General features: G+C 64.0%; 25 protein-coding genes and 1 tRNA gene. 8 read left to right on the top strand and 18 right to left on the bottom strand.

Going from position 1 to position 20,638, the window contains the following annotated elements:
- Window positions 1-25: 25 nt before the first annotated feature.
- From AOT83_RS17645 to mshC, 6 genes are all read right to left on the bottom strand, one after another.
- Complete coding sequence (locus AOT83_RS17645) at window positions 26-367, bottom strand: hypothetical protein (RefSeq protein WP_057964699.1); 342 nt, start codon at window positions 365-367, stop codon at window positions 26-28.
- Window positions 361-696, bottom strand: coding sequence for a hypothetical protein (locus AOT83_RS27885; protein WP_057964698.1), 336 nt, complete (start codon window positions 694-696; stop codon window positions 361-363). The genes AOT83_RS17645 and AOT83_RS27885 overlap by 7 nt, the downstream gene beginning before the upstream one ends.
- A gap of 8 nt (window positions 697-704) precedes the next feature.
- Window positions 705-1,049 carry a hypothetical protein gene (locus AOT83_RS17635; protein ID WP_232785264.1) on the bottom strand — a complete coding sequence of 115 codons (345 nt, stop codon included), beginning with the start codon at window positions 1,047-1,049 and terminating at the stop codon, window positions 705-707.
- 132 nt (window positions 1,050-1,181) lie between these two features.
- On the bottom strand, window positions 1,182-1,601 hold the full coding sequence (locus AOT83_RS17630) for a hypothetical protein (RefSeq protein WP_057964696.1): 420 nt from the start codon (window positions 1,599-1,601) through the stop codon (window positions 1,182-1,184).
- A gap of 54 nt (window positions 1,602-1,655) precedes the next feature.
- Entirely contained in the window at window positions 1,656-2,537 is an 882-nt protein-coding gene (locus AOT83_RS17625) for an SDR family oxidoreductase (RefSeq protein ID WP_057964695.1), read from the bottom strand.
- A 9-nt stretch (window positions 2,538-2,546) separates the two neighbouring features.
- Entirely contained in the window at window positions 2,547-3,797 is a 1,251-nt protein-coding gene (gene mshC, locus AOT83_RS17620) for a cysteine--1-D-myo-inosityl 2-amino-2-deoxy-alpha-D-glucopyranoside ligase (RefSeq protein WP_030095549.1), read from the bottom strand.
- Window positions 3,798-3,941: 144 nt separating this feature from the next.
- On the opposite strand from mshC, the gene AOT83_RS17615 reads away from it, so the two are divergent.
- Together AOT83_RS17615 and AOT83_RS17610 are read left to right on the top strand one after the other, a co-directional pair.
- Entirely contained in the window at window positions 3,942-5,660 is a 1,719-nt protein-coding gene (locus AOT83_RS17615; RefSeq protein WP_030095548.1) for an NAD(P)/FAD-dependent oxidoreductase, read from the top strand.
- Window positions 5,661-5,664: 4 nt separating this feature from the next.
- On the top strand, window positions 5,665-6,063 hold the full coding sequence (locus AOT83_RS17610) for a DUF2834 domain-containing protein (protein ID WP_057964694.1): 399 nt from the start codon (window positions 5,665-5,667) through the stop codon (window positions 6,061-6,063).
- Here the strand turns inward: AOT83_RS17610 and AOT83_RS17605 are convergent.
- Entirely contained in the window at window positions 6,060-6,824 is a 765-nt protein-coding gene (locus tag AOT83_RS17605; RefSeq protein WP_030095546.1) for a 3'(2'),5'-bisphosphate nucleotidase CysQ, read from the bottom strand. The two genes, AOT83_RS17610 and AOT83_RS17605, sit on opposite strands and share 4 nt — an antisense overlap.
- A gap of 67 nt (window positions 6,825-6,891) precedes the next feature.
- Between AOT83_RS17605 and AOT83_RS17600 the strand changes: the two genes are divergently transcribed.
- Complete coding sequence (locus AOT83_RS17600; RefSeq protein ID WP_057964693.1) at window positions 6,892-7,728, top strand: LLM class flavin-dependent oxidoreductase; 837 nt, start codon at window positions 6,892-6,894, stop codon at window positions 7,726-7,728.
- A gap of 3 nt (window positions 7,729-7,731) precedes the next feature.
- On the opposite strand, the gene AOT83_RS17595 is transcribed toward AOT83_RS17600, so the two are convergent.
- From AOT83_RS17595 to AOT83_RS17565, 7 genes are all read right to left on the bottom strand, one after another.
- A complete protein-coding gene (locus AOT83_RS17595) occupies window positions 7,732-8,064 on the bottom strand; it encodes a DUF732 domain-containing protein (protein WP_046253444.1) in 333 nt (110 codons plus the stop codon).
- Window positions 8,065-8,156: 92 nt separating this feature from the next.
- Window positions 8,157-9,059 (bottom strand): hypothetical protein, encoded by a 903-nt coding sequence (locus AOT83_RS17590; RefSeq protein ID WP_057964692.1) that lies wholly within the window; start codon window positions 9,057-9,059, stop codon window positions 8,157-8,159.
- Window positions 9,060-9,128: 69 nt separating this feature from the next.
- Window positions 9,129-9,959, bottom strand: coding sequence for an SCO1664 family protein (locus AOT83_RS17585; RefSeq protein ID WP_057964691.1), 831 nt, complete (start codon window positions 9,957-9,959; stop codon window positions 9,129-9,131).
- Window positions 9,943-10,530: a DUF3090 domain-containing protein gene (locus AOT83_RS17580; RefSeq protein ID WP_057964690.1), complete on the bottom strand. Its 588-nt coding sequence runs from the start codon at window positions 10,528-10,530 to the stop codon at window positions 9,943-9,945. Before AOT83_RS17580 ends, AOT83_RS17585 begins: the two co-directional genes overlap by 17 nt.
- Before the next feature lie 46 nt (window positions 10,531-10,576).
- On the bottom strand, window positions 10,577-11,269 hold the full coding sequence (locus tag AOT83_RS17575; protein ID WP_057964689.1) for a histidine phosphatase family protein: 693 nt from the start codon (window positions 11,267-11,269) through the stop codon (window positions 10,577-10,579).
- On the bottom strand, window positions 11,266-12,096 hold the full coding sequence (locus tag AOT83_RS17570; RefSeq protein WP_030095539.1) for an undecaprenyl-diphosphate phosphatase: 831 nt from the start codon (window positions 12,094-12,096) through the stop codon (window positions 11,266-11,268). The genes AOT83_RS17575 and AOT83_RS17570 overlap by 4 nt, the downstream gene beginning before the upstream one ends.
- Before the next feature lie 56 nt (window positions 12,097-12,152).
- Complete coding sequence (locus AOT83_RS17565; protein ID WP_057964688.1) at window positions 12,153-12,467, bottom strand: hypothetical protein; 315 nt, start codon at window positions 12,465-12,467, stop codon at window positions 12,153-12,155.
- A gap of 89 nt (window positions 12,468-12,556) precedes the next feature.
- Between AOT83_RS17565 and AOT83_RS17560 the strand changes: the two genes are divergently transcribed.
- From AOT83_RS17560 to AOT83_RS17550, 3 genes are read left to right on the top strand one after another with little or no spacing between them, the layout of a single operon-like run.
- Entirely contained in the window at window positions 12,557-13,624 is a 1,068-nt protein-coding gene (locus tag AOT83_RS17560; protein WP_057964687.1) for a hypothetical protein, read from the top strand.
- Window positions 13,621-13,881 carry a DUF5703 family protein gene (locus tag AOT83_RS17555; protein ID WP_057964686.1) on the top strand — a complete coding sequence of 87 codons (261 nt, stop codon included), beginning with the start codon at window positions 13,621-13,623 and terminating at the stop codon, window positions 13,879-13,881. The genes AOT83_RS17560 and AOT83_RS17555 overlap by 4 nt, the downstream gene beginning before the upstream one ends.
- The gene (locus AOT83_RS17550) at window positions 13,881-14,942 is read left to right on the top strand and encodes a quinone-dependent dihydroorotate dehydrogenase (RefSeq protein WP_057964685.1); all 1,062 of its coding nucleotides are present in this window, start codon (window positions 13,881-13,883) and stop codon (window positions 14,940-14,942) included. Before AOT83_RS17555 ends, AOT83_RS17550 begins: the two co-directional genes overlap by 1 nt.
- Before the next feature lie 18 nt (window positions 14,943-14,960).
- Here the strand turns inward: AOT83_RS17550 and AOT83_RS17545 are convergent, their stop codons facing one another.
- Both AOT83_RS17545 and AOT83_RS17540 read right to left on the bottom strand, forming a co-directional pair.
- Window positions 14,961-15,482 (bottom strand): YbhB/YbcL family Raf kinase inhibitor-like protein, encoded by a 522-nt coding sequence (locus tag AOT83_RS17545; RefSeq protein ID WP_057964684.1) that lies wholly within the window; start codon window positions 15,480-15,482, stop codon window positions 14,961-14,963.
- Between the two features lie 26 nt (window positions 15,483-15,508).
- Entirely contained in the window at window positions 15,509-16,837 is a 1,329-nt protein-coding gene (locus tag AOT83_RS17540; RefSeq protein WP_196328318.1) for a M20/M25/M40 family metallo-hydrolase, read from the bottom strand.
- 178 nt (window positions 16,838-17,015) lie between these two features.
- On the opposite strand from AOT83_RS17540, the gene AOT83_RS17535 reads away from it, so the two are divergent.
- Window positions 17,016-17,101 (top strand) — tRNA-Leu (locus AOT83_RS17535).
- An 807-nt stretch (window positions 17,102-17,908) separates the two neighbouring features.
- Entirely contained in the window at window positions 17,909-18,613 is a 705-nt protein-coding gene (locus AOT83_RS17530; protein ID WP_199347705.1) for a glycosyltransferase family A protein, read from the top strand.
- A gap of 261 nt (window positions 18,614-18,874) precedes the next feature.
- Here the strand turns inward: AOT83_RS17530 and AOT83_RS17525 are convergent, their stop codons facing one another.
- Window positions 18,875-19,132: a hypothetical protein gene (locus tag AOT83_RS17525; protein ID WP_057964681.1), complete on the bottom strand. Its 258-nt coding sequence runs from the start codon at window positions 19,130-19,132 to the stop codon at window positions 18,875-18,877.
- Between the two features lie 740 nt (window positions 19,133-19,872).
- Window positions 19,873-20,613 (bottom strand): glycosyltransferase, encoded by a 741-nt coding sequence (locus tag AOT83_RS17520; RefSeq protein WP_057964680.1) that lies wholly within the window; start codon window positions 20,611-20,613, stop codon window positions 19,873-19,875.
- Between the last annotated feature and the right edge of the window lie 25 nt (window positions 20,614-20,638).

Raw genomic sequence — 20,638 nt, 5'->3', positions numbered from 1 at the left:
CCCCCCAGGGGTATGCGTCAAGGGATTAGCACTGGATATCGACGTGGTACACGCTGTACAGCCATACCTGCCTGGTGGGCCCGGACGAGATGTTCGGGTAGATACGCGGGTTGCCGAAGACGTCGAGATCTTTGCGTACCCGCGTGGCCACACATTGCGACAGTGGCTTGTTGCCCGCCCTGGTGACGATGACCTTGTTGCCCTGAGCCTTGAGAGCATCGATGACTTGTTGGGCGTCGCCGAGCACACCCGGACCGGCTTGGGCGGCCGGAGCCGCCAGTAACGCCGCCGCAAAGGCAGCCGTGATCAGTGTCAATCTGGGCAGCAGACGCGCGGGAATGCGGGCCGCCCGGCGCGCGATCAGCATTGGACGTCGACGTACACGGTGCGGTATATCAGCTGTGTTCCTACCCCGTTGGCACGTTTCGCGCGGTTGGGGTCGGCGATGCGAGGCTGAGTCCACCAGTACTGGGACTCTCCTTCGCGCACCGATGTGACGGTGCACATCTGCAGCGGTTTGTTGCCCGTGCGCTGGACGACGACCTTGTCACCTTGGCGTTGCAACTGCGTGATGACTTGCAGCGCATCGGGTGACGCCGGACCGGCCGAGGCGGCTGCAGATGTGGAGACGGCCAGCCCCGCCACGAGGATTGCTGCCGCCAGGATGGACCGACAAGGAAAAATGTTGCGGTACATGATGTTCCCTAGCACTGCACGGTCACGTACATGACATGGGAGGCCAGCTGACGCTTGGCCGGGCCCTTGCGCTGCGGCACCTGGTCGTAAATGTGCCGGCCGACCCGTATCGAGGTTGCGGTGCATTGCGACAGCGGCTTGAGCGGCCCACTGCGGTTGATGATGACCTGATCTCCACGGAGTTTCAATGCGGCAATGAGGGCCTGGGCGTTACCCGGCGCCTGCGGCCCCGGTTGCGTCGGGCCCGCGGAAGCAGGCACTGCCAATGCGATGGCGGCGAATCCGGCCGCCAATGCCGATCCGCCGAGGCGACCGGCGACTGCGCGCGGCGCAGCCAAAGATGATGTAGCCACGACAATCGTGTCCTTATCTGAAAAGTGTTGGAGTCATGCATGATTGGCGAAATGCAGCGCGCCACAGCCCGCGGGGCAATGGGCGTGCTTTCGGGCGCTAGCGGTGGCCGCCGGCGGGGATGCGGAAAGCGCTCAGCACCGCATCACGCAAAAATGCAAGAGACGATCACTGCCGTCACTCAACAACAAATGGGGCTGCCCCCGCGGCGGACCGTGCGCTGTTGGGCGCCACATCGCGTACACCGCGAGTGCCACGACCGTGAGCGCGATGGCCCACCCCGAGAACACGCCCGACACCGCCGCGGTGACCGCGGGCAGCGGGTAACAGTCGTGATGGTCCTCGGCACCGGGCAGAGAGGCGAGCACGTACGGCACCTCGGCGAGATGAACAGATGCGGCCGGCGTGCCCGTGGTTCCAGCGGCGGTGTCTCGCGCCGCGGGACACTTCAGCACCGGCACCAGCACGACCGCGATGATCAGCAGGGCCCGCAGCATCACCGATACCATGCCGAAGCGCGCGCGCAGCGCTGCGCGTTCGCCGCCGGGTGCCATCACTTCACGGTACACCTACACCCCATACCCGTAGCGGGTATGAATCGATACGTGTCAGGCCTCTCCGACGTCACCACGGGCGGCGCGCTGCAGAGCGGCCACCTCGGCGTCCATGCGGGGCAGGATCTCGGGAATCATGCCCCGCATGGGCAGTTCGCCGAGCGGTGTCGACAACACCGGTTTGATCCAACGGGTTACCCCCACCCAGCCGGGGCAGTTGATGCGCCGGCGCCGCTTTTCGATGCCCTTGACGAAGGCCTTACCGCACGCTTCGACGGACGTCACGGTTCTCAATGGCGGTGGCAGACGAGTCAGCATCTCCGAGAACGCCGACAGGTTGGCCTTCTGGTCGTTCACCATCGAGGTGTCAATCCACGACATGTGTGCCGAACCCACGTCAACGCCTCGATGCGCCACCTCCAGACGCAACGCGTTCGCGAAGTGTTCGACGGCGGCCTTGGAGGCGTTGTACGCCGTGACCCCCGGTGCCGCCGCGTAGGCGGCCAGGGAAGACACGATGAGCACGTAGCCCTTGCGCTCGATCACCGAGGGCAATGCTGCGCGCACCGTGTGAAACACCCCGAGGACGTTGACATCGATCAGCTTCTTGAAGGCCGCCGGGTCCACCTGCAGCACCGAGCCGAACGTCAGCAGGCCCGCGTTCGCCAGCACCACATCGATGCCGCCGAATCGCCCGACCGCCTGGGCGACGGCCCCTTCCAGCGCTGCCAGATCGCACACGTCGGCGACCGCCACCAGTACTCGATCCCAGCCCAGATCGTCGGCAACGGCCGCAAGCTTTGTCTCGTCCAGATCGGTCAGCACAAGGTTGGCACCCTTGGCGTGCAATCTGTGTGCGACTTCCACACCGATGCCGCCAGCGCCGCCGGTGATCATGACCGTCTTGCCGGCAATGTTGTTCAGCATTGAACCCATGGCCCGACGCTACAGCTGCACTCCCAGTAGGGCATCCACCGCATGACGTACGTGCGCACCCGCCGCGGCATCGTGCCCGCCGTAGGCCAGCGCATCGGTCACCCAGTTATCCAGTGCGGCAAGCGCTTTTGGCGTATCGAGATCATCGGCGAGATAGCGCCGCACCCGAGACACCACATCGCGGGCGCTCGGCGCGGCGGGCAGTGCCACCGCATGGCGCCAGCGGGCCAACCGGGCCTGCGCGTCGGAGAGCACGGCATCACTCCAGGACCGGTCGGCGCGATAGTGGCCGGCCAACAGCCCGAGCCTGATCGCTGCCGGATCCACGCCGTCAGCCGTCAACACCGAAACCTTCACCAGGTTCCCCCGGCTCTTGGACATCTTGTGCCCGTCCCAGCCGATCATCCCGGCGTGCACATAGTGACGTGCGAAACGGCGTTGCGCCGTAACGGCTTCAGCGTGCGCGGCACTGTATTCGTGATGCGGGAAAATCAGATCGCTACCGCCGCCCTGGATGTCGATACCGGCACCGAGCTCACGCAGCACGATCGCCGAGCACTCGACATGCCAGCCCGGTCGGCCCGATCCGAACGAGGCCTCCCAGCTCGGCTCTCCCGGCCGTGCCGCGCGCCAGAGCAGAGCATCGAGTTCGTTGGCCTTGCCGGGCCGGTCCGGATCTCCGCCGCGTTCGGCGAACAGCCGCGACATGGTCTCGATGTCGTACCCCGACTCGTAGCCGAACTGCTCGGTGGCATCAACCCTGAAGTAGACGTCCGGATACTCGGGATCATCCACGACATACGCGGCGCCCGAAGCCAGCATCTTCTCGACCAGTTCGATGATGCAGGCAATCGACTCGGTGGCGCGCACATACTCCCGTGGTGCCAGCACCCGCAGTGCGGTCATGTCGCCCCGGAACAAATCGGTTTCCCGGTCCCCCAGCTCGCGCCAATCGATGCCATCCCGGTCGGCACGTTCGAAGAGCGGGTCGTCGATATCGGTGACGTTTTGTACGTAATGCACATCCAGGCCCGCGTCGAGCCATTGCCGGTAGATCAGGTCGAACGTGAGATACGTTGCGGCGTGGCCCAGATGGGTGGCGTCATAGGGCGTGATGCCACACACGTACATGGTCGCGCTGGAACCAGGACCGGACGATGGCGTCACCGGCCGCACCTGACGATCGGCGGTGTCGTACAGCCGCAGCTGCGGACCACGACCGTCGAGCTCAGGAACTGGCGGCGACGCCCACGACTGCATGCGCACAGCTTATTGGGCCGCCAGGTTGCCGCGGTGCGTGAGGTACTTGACCCCAGGTATATCGACTGGTCTACTTCCGGTAGACCGATCGGTTTTCCCCGTGCGGATCACCAGAAGCGCCACGCCATCACCCGAGGAGCCTCAATGCAGAAGGCAGCAGAAAAATGGGACGCGATCGTCATCGGGTCTGGTCTCGGTGGCATCTCTGCGGCCGCGCATCTCGCCGCGATCGGCCAGAAGGTGCTGGTCCTCGAGCAGTACGACGTTATCGGTGGCTCGTCCCATGTGTTCCGGCGTAAACGTGAGTGGGAATGGGACGTGGGCGTGCACCACATGGGCGACTGCGGCCCGGACGGCATACTTCCTGCGTTGTTCAAGAGTCTGGGCGGCGAAGGCCGTGTGGAATTTATCGAACTCGACCGCAAGGGCGTCGAGACGTACACGCTGCCAGGGCACACATTCACCACGCCGCGAGGATGGGACAACTACCTCGCCCGGCTGATCGATGCGTTTCCCGACGAGGAACGGAAGATCCGGCGGTTCGTCACGTTCGTTCGCCGCGCCGGCCGTGGACTAGACCGGGACCGTGGCCTGTCCAGTCTGGGCCGTACCGCAGCGGGAGTGCTGCGCTCGGGTATCGCTGCCCCGCTGCTGGGCCTGCCTATGTCGCGCGTCTTCCGGCTCTTCGGATTCTCCCCGGCCCTGCGGATCGTCCTGTCGCCGCCGTTCGGCAGCGTCGACGCACCCCCCAGCAGACTCCCCTTCGCCGTTTACGCGGTATTCCAAACCATGTTCATCGAGGGCGGAACCTGGTACCCGAAGGGCGGAGGCCAAGTACTCTCCGCACATCTGGCCGATGTCGTGCGGTCGGCGGGCGGCAAGGTGCTCACCAACGCATCGGTTTCCCGAATCATCATCGAGTCGGGCGCCGTCACCGGCGTACGCCTTGAGGACGGTCAACAATTCTCCGCGGCTGTCGTCGTCTCCAATGCCGATATCAAGAAGACGTACCGTGATCTTGTCGGGCACGAGCACGTGAAAAGTCGCACGGTGCGGCGCATCGAGAAATACCGCATGGCCCTGCCGTTCTTCAACGTGTACATCGGTTCCAGCCTCAATCTCGCCGAGACGACGCCACCCCGGGACGCGTTCGTTTTCCCGACACTGGTCGACTTCGACGAGTTGGAGCGCCGCATCAGTGCCCCGGGCCTGACGCCACAGGAATGGCTGGACCTGATCGGCGACCTTGCCCCGGCATACATCCATTGCTCGAACCTGAAAGATCCTCACGGCACCCGCTATGCGCCGCCCGGGCACTCCTCGATCGAGATCATGCTGCCCTTGCCGTACAACCCACGGCTGTGGCATATCGAACCAGGATCGGAGTCTTCATATCGCCGCGTGCCCGAGTACCAGCAGATGAAGGAGGACCTCACCGACATCCTCATCAAACGCGCCGCCACGGTGTTCCCCGGTTTCGAAGACTCGATCGTCTACCGCGAGGCCAGCACACCGCTGACCCAGGAGCGCTACACCCGATCCTCGGAGGGCTCCGCCTACGGAATCGAATTCAACACACGGCAGTTCGGTCCGCTACGGCCCGGTGTTCGCACCGAGATCGAGGGACTGTTCCTCGTGGGCTCAAGCACCTCGTGGGGCCCCGGCACAGAGGCGGCACTGCTCAGCGGGCGGTGGGCGGCCAGCGCGATCACGGGGCGTGATCTACAGCGCGAAGTACGCGGCGGAGCACGATTTGTGAATCCCAGTGATCTCACACCAATCGAAACTGGTTGGGATGCACTCGAATTCAGTAAAGCAGTCGCAACGCACAATCGCCCGCTGAGCGCCGCGGTAGTGGAGTGATTCGATGACCCACTCGACAGCCCGCACCAGCGGGCCTAAAACCCTTCAGCGCCAACGCACTCGCACGCTTGAGTGGGTCATGCTCGCGCTGGCCATCATCAGTTTCGTCGGGCTCAACGCCTCTGCCATCGGATTCTGCATCCAGCATGGCCCCGATGCGAAGCTCTTCTTCACATCCTGGTTTGCCAACTGGCCTTCCTCACAGCTTTTCGGCGATATCGGCGTGGTGCTGGTGGCGTTCTGGGTCTGGGCGATCGCCGACCACCGGCGCACCCGAACCCCTTACTGGTGGCTGTTGTTCCCGGTATCCATCCTCGTAGGAATCGGCTGCGGGATACCTCTCTACCTTTGGTTACGCGAGCGCCAGCTCCGCCTCGACGATGGCGTGGCGCCCAGCGGTTAGGCGCGCCCGGCGACCGCGTCCAGTAGCAACGGCGCCAAATCGGGCCTGCACATGATGAGATCCGGCAGATACGGATGTGGCTCGTTGTACCGCAGCGCGGACCCGTCGAGCCGGGAGGCGTGCAGACCGGCCGCCAGCACCACCCCGGCCGGGGCCGCGGAGTCCCATTCCCATTGACCGCCACCGTGCAGATAGGCATCGGCTTCGCCGCGTACCACCGCCATGGCTTTGGCCCCGGCCGACCCCATCGGAATGAGCTCCATGTTGAGCCGCTCGGCCATATCGGTGAGGAACTTCGGCGCCCGGCTGGCACTGACGACCACCCGGATCGGATCCGAGTCAGCGCGCGCTGAAAGGGTCACCCGGGTCTCGTCGGTACGGAACACGGTATCCAGTCCGGGCAGCGCCACCGCGGCGTCGGTGATCGACCCTCCGTGATCGTCGGCCTGCCACAGCGCGACATGCACCGCCCAGTCGTCGCGGCCCTCGATCCCGAACTCGCGGGTCCCGTCGAGCGGGTCGATGATCCAGACCCGCTGTGCGCCGAGGCGGGTCTTGTCGTCGACAGCCTCCTCGGAGAGCACCGAGTCCGCGGGCCTTTCGGCCGCCAACCGCTCCAGCAGCAGCGCGTTAGCACGTTTGTCGCCGGCCGCCCCGAGACCCTTCGGGTCGTCGAACCCAAGCTCGGCACGCACCTGCAAGAGCAGCTGTCCGGCTTCGTGGGCGAGTTCTGCGGCAAGCGCGGCATCGGAAAGAGTCACCCGGTCAGTATTACCCGATCCGGATTTGTCTGACCTCCTCGGCATACTCACGCGCATGCCTGCCGCTATGCAGTATGGAATCGTCCTGACGACGGGAGACGCCGGCGATGTCGCAGAGCTGGCCGTGCTGGCCGAGGAAGCGGGCTGGGACGCGATCTTCGGCTGGGAGCCGGTGTGGGGTGTCGACGCGTGGGTGGCATTGACCGCGGCGGCGATGCGCACCACCCGCATCAAGCTCGGCACCATGCTCACTCCGCTGCCACGCCGCAAGCCGTGGGATCTGGCGTCCACCACAGCGACGCTGGACCGGTTATCCGGAGGCCGCGTCATCCTCTCGGTGGGAATGGGTGCGCTGCATGACAATTGGCTGGCCTTCGAGCGCGATCAGGGCCGCAAGACCCGCGCCGAACTGCTGGACGAGGGCCTCGACGTGCTATTCGGTCTATGGGCGGGCCAACCGTTCGGTTACGAGGGCAGGCACTACCGGGTGACACCGACGACGCACATGGTCCCCGATCCCCCGGTACAAGTGCCCCGCATCACGACCTGGTGCGTGGGCGTGAACGGGGCACTCAGATCCATGTCCCGCGCTGCCCGCTGTGATGGCCTGTTGCCGAACATCACCACCGCCGATGGACAGTTCGACTTCAATCCGCCGTTGGCCGGCTGGCTGGATTCGGCACGCGAGATTCACTCGCTACGAGTCGAATTGGGGCGCACCGGCCCATATGACGTGGTGTACGAGACCACCACCGATTGGAAGGATCTCGACGCCACCCGAGAGAAGATCGAGACCCTGCACGACGGCGGCTACACGTGGTACCTGGACTCGGACTGGCACACCGAACACAACGATCCACTGGCCGCGCTGCGTGCACGCGTCAAGAACGGGCCCCCGCGCTAGACGTCAGTGCTTGACGTCGGGACATAAGGTCTTCGGAGCGATATCGACGATCGACGCCACTTCCCACCGAGGTTGGATGCCCGGAAACACTGTGGCGGCCGCGATCGCGTCCTCCTTCGAGGACCCCGCTCTCAACGCATCACAGGCGCGATATCCACTGGCAAGGTATCGAGCGGAAGCACCACCGAAAATCGCAGTGCCCGGCGTGGTGTCATTCAACATCTGCAGAAACTCGACCTCGCCATCAGCACGTGCGGGCGCGGCAAAGCCGACCGCTCCAACAAGTGAAGCAGCAAGAATTCCGGCAGCCCAAAACCGGCGAAAGTTTGTGATCATGATGTCCCCTCTGATGAGAAGACGATCCTATGATCTCGTTCGCCCTGGTGGAGTGCATTTTTCCTTAAGTCGATCGATCCCAGATTTCAAGATCACGGGGCGAATTCACTCGTACAGATCGCCATCGGCGGATCAGGGAACGCGAAGGAATGCACGACGCCGGGCTTGCCCTTGCATTGCGAGGACTCCTTCGTTCCGGGAATCACGAACAACACCATGAACGCCTTCGGCGCCTGGCAGGAATCCGCAGCGACGAACACGGTGCTTCCCATCACCACAGCCGTCTGATAACAGGAGCCGATACGCAGTTGCGGCGCAATGCAATACGAGAAATTACCGGCCGTGAACCCGGTATATGTCTGCCTGCACTTGCCGCCGGGGACGACCTCGATGACACGCCAGGCCGCCTTGGGATCCGTACAGGCAACCGCCTTGTAGTCCGACGGCGCGGCCAACGCGATGCAGTCGCCGACCACCGCGACCTGCCCCGGAGCCTTGGGCGCGCCCGTCGGCGCAGGGAGCGGCACAGGCATCTGGGGCGGCGCCATCGGCGTACGGGGCGGCTGCGCGGTCGGAGTCTGATAGGTGGGTTCACCACCTGCCGTGGGTGATTCGGGGTTCGCATAGGACACCGTGGTGCTCGGCGCACTGACCGACTGACGCGGATCACTGTCCCGGTTGAGAATCACGACCAGCACCACTGCGAGCACCACGACGACCGCCCCCGCGATCGAGGCAATCAGAATCCACGGTCTGGACTTCTTCTGCGATCCGAAGGGATCTTGCCCCGGAAGCCCGGGATACATCGGGGGAACCGCGTAGTTCTGCGGTACCCCGTCATAGAGGCGACGGATCGAATCGTCCGGGTAATCCGCCGGGGCATAACCGTACGGAGCCGTCGGCGGCGGAGCCTGCCAGTACCCCTGAGTCGAGCCCTCCGGCGCACCCCACTGCCCGGCCGGTCCCTGCTGATACGGGTCGCGCGGTCCCGTCACGTCAGCGCCCCCTTGTGCCTGTCCCTTCACGGAACATCATGCTTGCCGACCAGGCTAGACGATCGACAATCAAAAGGCGGGCCACGGTATGGGTCTGTTGCGATCGGGCATCGGCATCACCGGTTCATTCAGCATCATCACCGCGCGTAGGCGTACCGCGGTCACCTCGGCCGTGGTGATGTGGGTCGCGAGCGCGGCCCCCAGATCGCCGCGCAACGACTCCTCCAGCCGAGTCACATCGTCAAGCAACTCCGGCTCCACGGGCTTGCCCGCCCAACCCCACAGAACGGTCCGCAGCTTGTCCTCGCCGTGCAGACAGATCCCATGATCGACCCCGTAGACACCACCATCGGCACCTCGCAGAATGTGGCCGCCCTTGCGATCGGCGTTGTTCACCAAGGTGTCGAACACGGCCATCCGGCGCAGCAAGGCGTCATCAGCGTGCACCAGCACGATCTCGGCGCCATCGGCGTCCAGTGCACGCAGGATCGGCAAGTAGTCCTGCGGCACCGCCTGCGGCAGACAGATATCGACCAGATCGAGCGCCCCCTCGGCCAGCTCCGGCTCGTGGATCCATCGCTGTACCATGCCGACGCCCGCCGGACCATCTCGAAGAACCGTATACGGCACCACATTCCAGCCCAACGCGGCCGATATCAGGTACGTCGCCACCTCGCGACCAGCCAGGGTGCCGTCCGGGAAATCCCAGAGCGGCCGCTCACCCCGCACCGGTTTGTACACACAGTGCACGCTGTCACCCGACGTGCCCGGCACCTCGCACAGAAAGGTGGCATTGCTCGCCGAGCGAATGCGGCCGATGACGGTGAGTTCGCCATCGCAGATCGCGGCGTGATCCTCGGGACTAGCGCTGGGCCCCGCATCGTCAGGACTCGGCGTCATCTGCCGCCCCGGGCACCGTCCCCCGGCGATAGCCGTTGGTGCGGACGCAGATATGCCCGGCCGGGTCGAGCGGTTCCTCACACAGCGGACACGGTGGGCGGCCCGCGGAAACCACTCTGGTGGAGCGTGTCGCGAATTGGCGCGCCGCTTCCAGCGAGAGGAACACCCGAACGGCATCCGGACCGTCCTCGGAATCGTCGAGCACCACGGAGGCGTCGAATTCCTGCTCGCTCACCGCGAGCAGCTCGACAACCACCGAGTTGGCCTCGGCATCCCAGCCCAACCCCATCGTGCCGACCCGGAACTCCGCGTCCACGGGCATCACCAACGGGTTGAGATCCTCGACCACATCGGGCTCGGGCGGGATCTCCGTCCCGAACCGGCGATGAACCTCCGACAGCAGCGTTCCGATGCGCTCGGCCAGCACCGACACCTGCTGCTTCTCCAGCATCACGCTGACGATCCGGCTCTCGTGGACGGCCTGTAGATAAAACGTGCGATTCCCGGGCTCCCCAACCGTTCCGGCAACGAAACGGTCCGGGCTGCGGAATACATGAATCGATCGGGGCATGGTGTCTCCAAAACTACCGGTCGATGAACCCCTCGTGCGAAGGGTTCTAATCGGTTGTGCCGCCCACCGGGGCATCGGACGCCGCTCCGCCGGGCTTCGCGGGCGGCCCGGCGCTCAGGGCGCTGGACAGGTCGGGGCCGGTGTGGTTCATGTGCACGACAAAAGGCCGCAGCTCGGTGTAACGCACGACGCTCATCGACGCGGGATCGGCCACGATGCGCTGGAACGCATCCAGGTGGGTGCCGAGCGCATCGGCCAGCACCGACTTGATGACATCTCCGTGAGTGCATGCCACCCAGACGCAGTCACCGCCATGCTCCTCCGATAGCCGGCGGTCGTGCTCACGGACAGCTGCCACCGCCCGTGCCTGAACCTGGGCCAGCCCCTCGCCGCCCGGGAACCGCGCGGCGCTGGGCTGCTGCTGGACGACCTTCCACAAGGGTTCGGACAACAGCTCCTTGATCTCGCGGCCGGTCCAGTCGCCGTAATCCACCTCCACCAGCCGATCCTCGACCGTTGGCGTCAGATTCAGTGCCGCCGCCAGCGGCGCCACGGTCTGCTCGCACCGCAGCAGCGGTGAGGTGATGATCGCCTGAACCGTCACGGCGCCCAGTCGGTCGACCACGCCGCGCGCCTGGACCTGACCCTTCTCGTCGAGCTCGACCCCTGGGCTGCGGCCCGCGAGAGTGTGCGCGACGTTCGAGGTGGAACGCCCGTGGCGTAAGAGAATGACCGTCACGATGCGCTCACCACCCCGGCGGCCAGCAGACCCATCACGGTGAGGCCCACCACCACGCGATATCCGACGAACCAGTACATGCTGTGGTTACTGATGAAGCGCAGCAACCAGGCGACTGCCGCGTAACCGATGACAAACGCGATCAGGGTGGCGACCAGTAACTGCAGGCCCGTCGCACTCATGCCCTCGGTCACCGGATGGAAGGCGTCCGGTAGCGAGAACAGCCCGGAGGCCAGCACCGCAGGTATCGCCAGCAAGAATCCGAATCGAGCGGAGGCCGGCCTGTCCAGCCCGAGGAACAGCCCCGCACTGATCGTGGCGCCCGACCGGGAGACGCCGGGTATGAGCGCCAATGCCTGTGCGCTGCCGACGATCACGGCGTCTTTCATGGTCAATTGCTCGGTGTGGCGCACCTGACGCCCATAGTATTCGGCGGCGGCGATGACCAGCGCGAAGACGATGAGCGAAGCCGAGATAAGCCACAAATTCCTTGCACCGGAACGAATTTGATCCTTGAACGCCAGGCCCAGCACTCCGATGGGCATGGTGCCGACGATCACGTACCAGCCCATCCAGTAGTCAAAGGTTCTGTGCGCCTTGACGAACAGTCCGTCAAACCAGGCACGAAGGATGCGCCAGATATCTTTGGCAAAATAGAGCAAAACCGCCGCCTCGGTACCCAACTGGGTCACCGCGGTGAAGGACGCACCCGCATCGTCACTGAAAAACACTCGCGACACGATGGCCAGATGGCCCGACGATGAGATCGGCAGAAATTCGGTGAGTCCCTGGACCACCGCGAGCACGATCACTTGCAACCAGGACATTGCCGCCACTGCCGAATCCACGACAGCGACCGTACTGGACGCGCCGGCGAATCGCCCTAGCCGGCCAGCAGCCGGGCGAGGCGGCTGATGCTCAATGGCTGCGCGTCAGCGACCAGATCACGCACCGCCGCGATGATGCTGCGTTCATCGGTGACATCGATATCGGTGATCGGACGGGTTCCCACTGCCACCACATCACTGTCATCGGGAACCAGCTCGGTAAGGAAGGCCCGGTAGATTTCGACACGCAGCAACGAATCCTCGATGCGGAAAGCGAAGCTACGACCATCGCCCACCTCACCAAATCCATTCGCGTGCACGCCCGTCACGAGGACCTCGACGGTGAAGACCGGACTGTCGGCAAGCGTCATAGCCCTCACGATAGCCCCCAGCTACCGACTGCTAGCACCGAACGCGCCGAGAAAGTCATCTCCTGGCCGGCAACCCCAGGTCGATTGCGATGATGGACGCAATGAATCATCTACCGGGCCGCGCCATGCGCGGTATAAGGGGCACTGTCGCCGCGCTAACGGCCGTCATCACGGTGGTCACGGGTGCCGTATCGGGCTGCTCATCTGGCGATGATGCCGGCAATCCCGCCGATCCAGCCGTCATCACCCCGGCCTCCGCAGCACAGTCACCCCCCGTTGGCACGGCACCGGCCGGAACGGTGCACCGATTCACCGGCCGATCCCGCGCCGTGTTGTTCGACACGTCGACCAACACGGTGTCAGTTCTGACCGAAGACGGCCGGACAGTGACCTTGTTCACTCGAGACAACCTCGATGCACCCCGTCACACGGTCGCGCTGCCCTCGCCGGCAACCGCCGCCGTTGGCGATGACCACGGCACGCTGTACCTGGCCACCGCGGGCGGCTACTTCACCGTCAACATCGCCTCGGGACGCGTGGACAAGATCGACATCCCGGGCGACGGAGCGACCGAGTTCTCGGCCATCACCCGTCGTCCCGACGGCCGGATCGTGCTGGGCAGCACCAACGGCTCGGTCTACACCCTCGATGCCCAGAACCGGGTGGCCGCTCGCGCAAAGGGCTTCGCCCATATCGATTCCCTTGCCTACCAAGGCAACACCGTCGCCGTGCTAGACCGCGCGCAGAGCTCGGTAACCACCCTGACCCAAGCCGGGGACGGCACCGCGCATGCCCTCCGGGCAGGCGAGGGGGCGACAACAATGCTCGCCGACGACAAGGGGCGTCTGTTGGTGGCCGATACCCGCGGCGGCGCTCTGCTGGTGTTCGGGCTCGCCGATTCGCTCATCCTGCGCCAGCGCTACCCGGTTCCCGGCGCCCCCTACGGGCTGACCTACTCCCCCAAGCTCATCTGGGTGTCGCAGACGGCGTCCAACACGGTTATTGGCTACGATTTATCTACCGGCATCCCCGAGGAAAGGGCCCGATTCGCGACTGTGCGGCAACCTAATTCACTGGTCAGCGACGGATCCACGCTGTTTGTGGCATCCGGCGCGGGCGATGGGTTACAGGCGATCGATATCAGGAACGCGGCATGAGCCGCGCCGCGCGCAGCAGCTTTCCCTCGGGCTGGGAGAGTGAACCCGATGACGAGTACGACTACTACCCCCTGCGGCTGCCTCCGGAAATCACCAGGATCACCGCATCGCTCCGGCTCTCGATTCAGGCCGAGTTCGGCGGCTGGGAGCTGACCCGGGTGCGGCTCTATACCGACGGAAGTCGTCGAGTCCTATTGCGCCGCAAGAAGATACGCGACAACGTGGTTGGCGGACCGTTCACGGCCCCGGTGATGTGATGCTGTACTCCATCCTGTTGCGGCTGTTTTTCGTGGTGCCGCCCGAACGTGTACATACCCTGGTGTTCGCAGCGTTGCGTGCCGCGGCGGCCTTCGCTCCGACGCGCCGGCTGATGAACCGGCTGTGCGCGCCGTCCGATCCCATCCTGGCCAGCGAGGTGTTCGGGGTCCACTTCCCCGCCCCCTTGGGTTTGGCCGCGGGATTCGACAAGGACGGAGAGGGTCTCAAGGTGTGGGGTCCGCTCGGCTTCGGCTATGCCGAGGTGGGCACGGTGACCGCGATCGCCCAACCGGGCAATCCGAAGCCCCGGCTGTTCCGGCTCTCCGCCGACCGTGGCCTGCTCAATCGGATGGGCTTCAACAACCACGGTGCGGCGGCACTCGCGCCCCGGTTGGCGACGCGAAAGGCCTCGGTGCCCATCGGCGCCAACATCGGCAAATCGAAGATCGTGGAGGCCGCCTTCGCATCCTCGGACTACCGGGTCAGCGCACGATTGGTGGGGCCCGCCGCCGACTTCCTGGTGGTCAACGTGAGCTCCCCCAACACCCCTGGGCTACGCGACCTGCAAGCCATCGGCGAGCTGCGCAAGATCCTTTCGGCGGTGCTGGAGGAGACCACCACCCCGGTGCTCGTGAAGATCGCCCCCGATCTCTCCGATGCCGATATCGACGAGATCGCAGATCTAGCAGCGGAACTGGGCCTGGCCGGGATCGTCGCCACCAACACCACCATCAGCCGCGCAGGCTTGAAGACGCCGGGTGTCGAAGGCCTGGGCGCCGGCGGCGTTTCCGGGCCACCGGTGGCCACCCGATCCATCGAAGTGCTGCGACGGCTACACCGGCGAGTGGGAGACCGTCTGGTGCTGATCAGCGTCGGCGGCATCGAGGATGCCGACGACGCCTGGGCACGGATCACCGCCGGGGCCTCGCTACTGCAGGGTTACACCGGTTTCATCTACCGGGGTGGCTTCTACGCCAAGCGGATTCACGACGGGATCGCCCAACACCTGCGCGACGGCGGGTTCGGCAGCCTGCACGAGGCGGTTGGCTCCGCCTCCTAGCCGCACCCCGCGAAGCAGCTAGTGCTGCTCGTAGGTGCCGTGAATGACGGCGCGGGCGATCGCATGCCCAAACAGGTTGAAGCCGAGATACGCCGGGGTGGCACTCTCCGGCAGCTCCAGCTTCGGCACGCCCACGGCATGCACGGCGATGTAATACCGGTGCGGGCCATGACCGGCGGGCGGTGCCGCACCGATGTACCGCTTGAGGCTCGCGTCATTGGCCAACGTGATCGCATCCCCCGGCAAGTCGCTTCCGTTGCCCACGCCTGCGGGCAGCTGCGTCGTCGTGGCGGGCAGGTTCGCCACCGCCCAGTGCCAAAAACCTGAACCGGTGGGGGCGTCGGGGTCGTACACCGTGACGGCGAAGCTCTGCGTTTCCTCGGGGAATCCGGACCAGCTCAGCTCGGGCGAGACGTCCTGTCCCCCAGCGCCCATGATTCCGCTCACCTGCTCGATGCTGAGTGGCTGTCCATCGGTGACGCTGGCAGATGTCAGGGTGAAGGTCGGCAGCTGCGGCAAGGAGTCGTACGGAGAGGCCATCTGGGCGTCCTTTCAATCGGTCGTGATCAGTGGTTGAGCAGGAAGTGCTGAAGAACCTTGGTACCGAAAGTCAATGCGTCGACCGGCACGCGCTCGTCGACACCGTGGAACAACGAAGCGAAATCCAGTTCGGGCGGCAGCTTCAGCGGCGCGAAACCGAAGCATCGAATACCCAACCGGGCGAATGCCTTTGCATCAGTACCGCCGGAAAGCATGTACGGCACCGTGCGGGCCTCAGGATCGAATTCGAGCACTGCGGCATTCATCGCATCGACAAGGTCGCCGTCGAACGTCGTCTCATAGGCAGGAAGCAACTGCACCCATTCGCGTTCGACGTCGGGCCCGATGATCTCGTCGACCTCACGCTCGAAGGCCTCCAGCCGTCCGGGCAGCACCCGGCAATCGATGACGGCCTCGGCGGTCGCCGGAATGACATTCGCCTTGTAGCCGGCCTTGAGCATGGTCGGGTTGGCGGTATCACGCAGGGTCGCGCCGACAATCTTGCCGATCGAGCCCAGCTTGGCGACGGTACCCTCCAGATCCGGTGAGTCCGGGTCGAAGTCGTAACCGGTCTCCTCGGCGACCGCGGCAAGGAACTGCGTGACCGCTTCGGCCAACACCAGCGGGAACCGATGCCGACCAAGCTTGGCGACAGCTTCGGCGACTGCTGTAACGGCGTTGTCCTCATGCACCATGGAGCCGTGGCCGGCCCGCGCCTTGGCGGTCAACCTCATCCACGCGATGCCCTTCTCCGCTGTCTCCAGCAGGTACAGGCGCCGCTCACCACCTTCCTTGCGTGGCACGGTGAGCGAGAAGCCGCCCACCTCTCCGATGGCCTCGGTGACACCCTCGAACAGGTCGGGGCGATTGTCGACGAGCCATTGAGAGCCCCACTTGCCACCGTTCTCCTCATCCGAGACGAAGGCCCACACTAGGTCGCGCGGCGGAACCGTCCCGGATCGTTTGAAGTCGCGGGCGATGGCCACCATCATGCCGACCATGTCCTTCATGTCGACTGCGCCGCGTCCCCACACATAGCCGTCGGTCACCGCGCCGGAGAACGGGTGCACGCTCCAATCGGCAGCCTCGGCCGGAACCACGTCCAAATGACCGTGGATGAGCAGAGCGCCGCGCTCCCTGTCGGCCCCGGCCAGCCGCGCGAAGAGGTTTCCACGGCCGGGCGCGCCCGCCTCGACGTACTCACAGGTGTAGCCGACCTCTTCCAGCTGCTGCTGGATCCACCGCGCGCATTCGGCCTCGCCCTTGGTGGTCTCCAGCTCTCCGGTGTTGGAGGTGTCGAAACGGATCAGCGTGCTGACCAGTTCGACGACCTCGTCCTCGGGCGCCGGTTTCACAGAAGTCACAACTACCTTTCCTACCATCGTCGGACGCTGCACACCGGGCGTAGGCAACCGGTTTGGGCCTTGTGCAGGGTTTCCGCTAGCCTATGACGGCAACCACGGGCCATAGTGCCCGCACTTGGTTTGAGCACAGCGCGGAAATTCCGCCTACGTGCCCAAACTGGAGCAAGAGGTCCGAGTGGCGGAATGGCAGACGCGCTAGCTTGAGGTGCTAGTGCCCTATTAACGGGCGTGGGGGTTCAAGTCCCCCCTCGGACACGTCCGGCGACACGACTCAGGTCGGCAGTCGCCGTGGCTCGCTGGTTAGGCGAGTCGTAATCGAGTCGCAGGCCCAAGCTTTGCGTGCACCTCGGCGCGTTCTGCCCCGGTTGCCTCCCCAAGTACCGCCGCCAAGCTCCTCGACCATTTCGCCGTGAACACGGAGGTCGGCACGCAAGCGCTTCTTGGCGGGCAAAGGCACGTAATCGACGCGGTAGTCCAGGCGCGCCTTCAACTGGGCAGATTCAGGCGGTCCGGTCCCGCAATGGGGGGGGGATCGCGGGACCGGACCTATGGGGTTGATCAGCTCCCCACGTTGCTCACTGTAGCTGAACTGTTCGAAGAGATCCGGTTTGAAGAATGCCGAGATTGCTGTTGCTGGCCGACAAAGCTCCTGACCGGCGCACGCGGAGACGTGAATACCAAGCTACACACCGAATACCTCGGTATTTCATCGCTGATCGCCTCCACAAACCCCTACCTGGCTCAGCGCGACAATCCGCCACTGGCTCGTGCGTATCGCATTCAAGTTCCGTCCCCCTGCCGCACAAGCGTTGACCAAGACCCCGCCCGTAAGCATCTGTGGTTCTTAAGGTTCCGAACGGTCCCACGGTTTCTCACTTCGAACCTTTGCCCGAAGCAGATACCAAGTCGGTGCAGTCATATTTATAGATAGACTCGGCCAACAACGTTGCCAAGCCTCTGCTCCAGGTAGCAGCCGAGAAGGACAGAGCCTAAACAGTAGGACTGGTCATGTCCCTGATCTCCATCATCACCGCGGTCTATAGGCCCGAGGCAGAGTTCCTGATGGCCGCGTACGACTCAGTGCGAACACAAGTTGTCCCAGCTGGCTGGAGCTTGGAATGGATCGTCCAAGAAGACGGCGACACCGGTATTGCGGAGAAAATCCTGCCTGGCGAGGACTGGATCAAATTCGGCACTGGGCGTCACAACGGTGTCGCGATCACCCGCAACCTCGGGCTAGGGCGATCACGCGGGGCCTTCATCAAGGACCTCGATCAGGACGACGTTCTCACCGCGGGAGTGGTCGAGCGCGATATTCGAGTGCTGATGGCTAACCGCGATATCGGATGGACCACGTCGAGAGTGCTTGACCTACTTTCAGACGGTTCCACGGCCGGATTCGATAACGATCCTCCGGCCGGACGTATAGCGCCGGGCAGCGTTCTCGAACACTGGCGATCGCACAACTACCGTCTGCCCGTACACCCTGCGACCATGTGCGTTCGCCGGGAGCTTGTGACCGCACTCGGCGGATGGATGGCGGTGCCGGGGTCAGACGACACCGGAATGCTAATTGCCGCAAGTGTGGTGAGCGCTGGCTACTTTCACCCGGAAGTCGGGCTCCTCTACAGAAAATGGCCGGGCCAAGAAAGCGCGAAGGCACCCCATTACGAGCAGATTGAATGGCAAACACGCATGAGCCTGATCAGCGAGCGGGCCGACGCGATCAAAACCACAATCCTTCCCATACGCCTACAGAAAACATGAGCTGCAGGTCTCTGACTGTCTTGTAGCAGCTCTCGCGACTCCAGCCTCTCGCGACCCCAAGCCAAGATCAACAAGGTCATCTTCGGAAGCTGTTGGGATTACGAGTTTGTGGTTAATCCATTGAGTTTGGTCATCGGTGCCCCGTCGACGTTGGCGTCGCTGGCGCAGATGGGGATTCACTGCTTGCCACTTCCCGCAGATGATTTCCTCACGAGTGGTGGTTGGCAGTGAAGGCGCCCACGTTGGCAGCGCGCACGGCCATCACGCGATCAGTCGCCGTACCAGGAATGTGACCGAGTTCTTTTTCAGCTGATACTCCGGTGGGACGATCACCTTCCACCATTTCGGCGGTACTGCTTCGGAGTTGGCGACGGTGTGCGCCGCTTCTATACATGCAGTGCAGAATCGGTCATGATTGACAGTCTCGAGGATGATGTCCGCGAAGTTGGAGCATCCGAGAACGTCACACTCATCAAGGCCGATGACAGTGATCGTCTTTTCCTTAGCTGGATTTCTCATAATGTCGGAGCCCGCGATCAGCGTCTCTGGTCAAAAGATCGGATACCCTCTGCGAACCGGTAGTTAACTGGAGTGCTGATTTCACGGGAGGAGTCTGGGGGCCCGGCCGATTTGAGCTCCGCGCGCAACATCCAGCGCAGGCGATCTGGCCGGGCGCCGAAGTACGTGTGGTTACGGTGACCGACCCCTCGACGATCACCGTAACCACCTCCCCCGTTTTCGGCGCCAGGTTCGGAGCCTGAAACAGCGACCATCGGCTGCCCTCGCAGTGACCGACAATCACGCTGCCGATCCTGATGTCCAGCGTTGGCAGCCGTGAGTAGCACCCATGGAGTACTCCGCCATCGAAACGCCGATGGCACGAGAAGATGCATACAGCAATGCAATCAGCGGCAACAGGGCCAAAGCAACCAGAATGGGGCCGAGTTGCACCATATTTCGATGCCAGAAGGCACAGATCGGTTTTCCGCGCGCGGATAATCTGAGTGCTGAGCTATGGCACCAGACTTCTTAATCTGCGCGCGTTAGGCACTGGTAGGGGTCTGCGACCAGGTGCGCTTCACGGCGGTGTTGGTAACTTTTTGCCTTGTTCATTTCGACCAGCCAAGGCCTTACTTACACGGGTCGTGGCGCACCGTCCCAGCCCCGATCCGCCGCTCCGATATGGGCTGGGCAGGTATTGGGCGCGCATCTACACCGGTTGGCACGGACACCGTAACCAGCAGGTTGGCCGGGCTGTTTTAGCGGAGATTGACGCCGAGTTCGCGGATCGCCGTGATGCGTTGGATGGCGACTTGGCGGCTGACTTCGTCCCAGTCAAGCGTCGCGGTTACTTGTCCAGGATGTTTGCGGTAAAGCCAGGTTACGACGGATGGCACGTATCCTGTGGTGAGTTCCACGAGTGCGGCCAGCAGGTAGACATCAGCGCCGCGCGGGTAACCGCCCCAGCCTCCGAGAGCGCGTGCAGTAGCGGTTCGGACGGTCAGTCCTGCGGTGTGTATCGGTAGGAAGGAGTCGGGGTGGTTGTGGCAGAGGTAGTTGCCGACCATGCCCGGTTGGACGAGCCCGATTTCGATGGGCAGCTGGAACGACACCCGGCTCCCATCAGCGAGCAAGTCGTCACCTTGAGCCGCGACCCAGTGGATCTGCGGGTACTGGCCGAACGCGTTGATTGCGGTGGCCATCGCGTCCGGCAGCAGCAGATCATCAGAGTCTAGAACGTGGACAAGTTCACCTAAAGCCCGGGTCAGGGCCAGATTACGGGTCTGACCTTCTCCGAGCTGCTGGTTATTGGGCTCATATCGGGCGAACGGAAACGCAGCGACCTCATCGCCAAGGCCCGGTTGTTCACCGTCTTCTTGCACTACCCATTCCAGGGTCCACCCGTCGGGAAGAAGCTGGGCGGCAATGCTGTGACCGGCTTCGATAACAAACGAGCGCCGCACGTTCTGCGCAGGGGTCAAGATCGAGATGGTGGGCATACATTTCCTAATAGAGGCAGTGATG

It is taken from the genome of Mycobacteroides sp. H001 (genome assembly GCF_001440005.1).
GTDB lineage: Bacteria > Actinomycetota > Actinomycetes > Mycobacteriales > Mycobacteriaceae > Mycobacterium > Mycobacterium gwanakae.
The sequence above is the reverse complement of the archived record's forward strand: the minus strand, read 5'-3'. Positions and strand labels throughout refer to the sequence as shown.

What these genes read in the sequence shown, in the direction of transcription:
- AOT83_RS17645 (WP_057964699.1), bottom strand. Translation starts at nt 367, where the DNA reads ATGCTGATCGCGCGCCGGGCGGCCCGCATTCCCGCGCGTCTGCTGCCC.
- AOT83_RS27885 (WP_057964698.1), bottom strand. Translation starts at nt 696, where the DNA reads ATGTACCGCAACATTTTTCCTTGTCGGTCCATCCTGGCGGCAGCAATC.
- AOT83_RS17630 (WP_057964696.1), bottom strand. Translation starts at nt 1,601, where the DNA reads ATGGCACCCGGCGGCGAACGCGCAGCGCTGCGCGCGCGCTTCGGCATG.
- AOT83_RS17625 (WP_057964695.1), bottom strand. Translation starts at nt 2,537, where the DNA reads ATGGGTTCAATGCTGAACAACATTGCCGGCAAGACGGTCATGATCACC.
- mshC (WP_030095549.1), bottom strand. Translation starts at nt 3,797, where the DNA reads ATGCAGTCGTGGGCGTCGCCGCCAGTTCCTGAGCTCGACGGTCGTGGT.
- AOT83_RS17615 (WP_030095548.1), top strand. Translation starts at nt 3,942, where the DNA reads ATGCAGAAGGCAGCAGAAAAATGGGACGCGATCGTCATCGGGTCTGGT.
- AOT83_RS17610 (WP_057964694.1), top strand. Translation starts at nt 5,665, where the DNA reads ATGACCCACTCGACAGCCCGCACCAGCGGGCCTAAAACCCTTCAGCGC.
- AOT83_RS17600 (WP_057964693.1), top strand. Translation starts at nt 6,892, where the DNA reads ATGCAGTATGGAATCGTCCTGACGACGGGAGACGCCGGCGATGTCGCA.
- AOT83_RS17595 (WP_046253444.1), bottom strand. Translation starts at nt 8,064, where the DNA reads ATGATCACAAACTTTCGCCGGTTTTGGGCTGCCGGAATTCTTGCTGCT.
- AOT83_RS17585 (WP_057964691.1), bottom strand. Translation starts at nt 9,959, where the DNA reads ATGACGCCGAGTCCTGACGATGCGGGGCCCAGCGCTAGTCCCGAGGAT.
- AOT83_RS17580 (WP_057964690.1), bottom strand. Translation starts at nt 10,530, where the DNA reads ATGCCCCGATCGATTCATGTATTCCGCAGCCCGGACCGTTTCGTTGCC.
- AOT83_RS17570 (WP_030095539.1), bottom strand. Translation starts at nt 12,096, where the DNA reads ATGTCCTGGTTGCAAGTGATCGTGCTCGCGGTGGTCCAGGGACTCACC.
- AOT83_RS17565 (WP_057964688.1), bottom strand. Translation starts at nt 12,467, where the DNA reads ATGACGCTTGCCGACAGTCCGGTCTTCACCGTCGAGGTCCTCGTGACG.
- AOT83_RS17560 (WP_057964687.1), top strand. Translation starts at nt 12,557, where the DNA reads ATGATGGACGCAATGAATCATCTACCGGGCCGCGCCATGCGCGGTATA.
- AOT83_RS17555 (WP_057964686.1), top strand. Translation starts at nt 13,621, where the DNA reads ATGAGCCGCGCCGCGCGCAGCAGCTTTCCCTCGGGCTGGGAGAGTGAA.
- AOT83_RS17550 (WP_057964685.1), top strand. Translation starts at nt 13,881, where the DNA reads ATGCTGTACTCCATCCTGTTGCGGCTGTTTTTCGTGGTGCCGCCCGAA.
- AOT83_RS17545 (WP_057964684.1), bottom strand. Translation starts at nt 15,482, where the DNA reads ATGGCCTCTCCGTACGACTCCTTGCCGCAGCTGCCGACCTTCACCCTG.
- AOT83_RS17530 (WP_199347705.1), top strand. Translation starts at nt 17,909, where the DNA reads ATGGCCGCGTACGACTCAGTGCGAACACAAGTTGTCCCAGCTGGCTGG.
- AOT83_RS17525 (WP_057964681.1), bottom strand. Translation starts at nt 19,132, where the DNA reads ATGAGAAATCCAGCTAAGGAAAAGACGATCACTGTCATCGGCCTTGAT.
- AOT83_RS17520 (WP_057964680.1), bottom strand. Translation starts at nt 20,613, where the DNA reads ATGCCCACCATCTCGATCTTGACCCCTGCGCAGAACGTGCGGCGCTCG.